The organism is Streptomyces sp. NPDC059900, assembly GCF_050270335.1.
Lineage (GTDB): Bacteria > Actinomycetota > Actinomycetes > Streptomycetales > Streptomycetaceae > Streptomyces.
In genome coordinates this window covers 1-1,915 of record NZ_JBNNJZ010000971.1, presented here as the reverse complement: position 1 = coordinate 1,915, position 1,915 = coordinate 1, and the positions used below count along the sequence as shown (strand labels likewise).

Here is a 1,915-nt window from a genome sequence, read left to right as displayed (position 1 = left end):
GATGCTCGTCCGGGCTGGTCTCGCACCCGGCTAGCGCTGATCGTGCAAGACCTGCACCCCCGCCGGGGGCCAGGCGACGTGAGCTAGGAATCCCCTGCTTCAGCTGGGGGAGGAGTCAACTAGCGCCCTCCGAACAGGTAGCCGCGGCGGCGCATCAGCACGACGAACACCGGTACGCCGATCAGCGCGGTGATCACCCCGAGCGGCAGTTCCTCGGGGGCGAAGGCGGTACGGGCGACCAGGTCGACCCAGACCAGGAAGCAGGCTCCGGCGAGCGGTGCGACGGCAAGGACCCGGCGGTGCGTCGAGCCGACGAGGATGCGTACGACGTGCGGCAGGACCAGCCCGACGAAGCCGATCGCGCCGCTCACCGCGACGATCAGGCCGGTGACGGCCGCCGTGAGCAGGAAGAGGCCTCGCCGCAGGGCCTGTGCGTCCACGCCCAGGCTGGCCGCGGTCTCGTCCCCCAGCGAAAGGACGTCCAGGGACCGGCTCTGGCGCAGCAGCACCACGACCGTGACCAGGACGGCTCCGGCGGCCAGCGGCAGCGACTCCCAGGACGCCGAGCCGAGGCTGCCGAGCAGCCAGAAGAGCACCGTGCGCGCGGCCTGGCCGTTCGGGGAGAGGAAGACGAGCACGCTCATCAGGGCCTGGAACCCGTACGCCAGCGCGACCCCGGTGAGCACGAGCCGGAGCGGCGTCAGGCCGAGCGGCCCGCGCGCCGCCAGATACACGAGCACGGTGGCCCCGAGCGCGCCCAGGAACGCGGCGGCGGACAGGGCGTAGACGCCCAGACCGGCGAAGACCCCGAACACCACGACTGCGGTGGCCCCGACGGACGCGCCGGAGGAGATGCCGAGCACGAACGGGTCCGCGAGGGCGTTGCGCACCAGCGCCTGGATGGCCACGCCCACGACCGCGAGCCCCGCCCCGACCACGGCGGCAAGCAGCACCCGCGGGGTGCGCACGTGCCAGACGATGGAGTACCCGCTGACCTCGTCCGCGCCGATGCTGCCTCCGGTGAGGGCGGCGCTCAGGAAACGGACGACGTCTCCCGGCGGCACGACGGTCGGGCCGAGCGCGACCCCGGCCAGCACGGAGAGCACCAGGGCCACGGAAAGCACCGCCAGCGTGATCACGAGTCGGCCGCGGCCCGCCTTGCCCGCGGTCGGCTCGCGCGGGTCCGCCCCGGGAAGGGAGGCGGCCCTTGTTGTGGCCTCGGTCATGAAATCCCTTCGCCCGTCGAGCAGTTCGCGTGGGTACGGCCGCCCCTGCACGGCGCGGCACGGTCCAGTAGTCGGCGGAGGTCACCGCCGAGTTCCCGCCGGTGCACAAGTCGGTGCACAAGTCGGTGTGCGAGGCGGTGTGCGAGGCGCTTCACGAACTGCCCCGGTCACCGCCCGGCTTGGTCCCCCGCACGATCAGGCGCTTCGAGTGGTGGTCGTAGGGCTCGCCGTCAAAGCCGCCGAAGCACTCGACCTCCGCGAACCCGGCGTCTTCGAACAGGCCGCGCAGCTCGGCCGCGCTGTAGAGGAAGGAGGTGATCGAGGCGTCGCGCGCGATGCCGTCGCGCACGAGCGTCCAGTCGGTGCGCAGCCGCGTCCAGCTGTCCAGGACGGTGTCGCGCTGCACCACGTAGGCGCCGTCGAGTTCGACGATCTGGGGGCGGCCGATCCAGCCCGCGAGCACCTCTTTGCCCATCACGTCGATGAGCAGCTGCCCGCCGGGTGCCAGCGATTCATGGGCGTTGCGCAGCACCCGGGCGTTGTCCCGCGGGTCGTCGAAGTAGCCGAAGGAGGTGAAGACGTTGAGGACCACGTCGTACGACTCCGGCTCGACGTGGGTGAGCATGTCCGCCCGGATCAGGCGGACGTCGACGGCGGCGTCCTCGCACACGGCCTGCGCCCGCTTCAGC

General features: G+C 72.1%; 2 protein-coding genes. Both read right to left on the bottom strand.

Annotated elements, in window-relative coordinates:
- Window positions 1–119: 119 nt before the first annotated feature.
- Window positions 120–1,226 carry a FecCD family ABC transporter permease gene (locus ACQKIP_RS46305; RefSeq protein ID WP_427745751.1) on the bottom strand — a complete coding sequence of 369 codons (1,107 nt, stop codon included), beginning with the start codon at window positions 1,224–1,226 and terminating at the stop codon, window positions 120–122.
- A 151-nt stretch (window positions 1,227–1,377) separates the two neighbouring features.
- A partial coding sequence (locus ACQKIP_RS46300) for a class I SAM-dependent methyltransferase (RefSeq protein ID WP_427745750.1) occupies window positions 1,378–1,915 on the bottom strand: 538 nt, incomplete at its 5' end.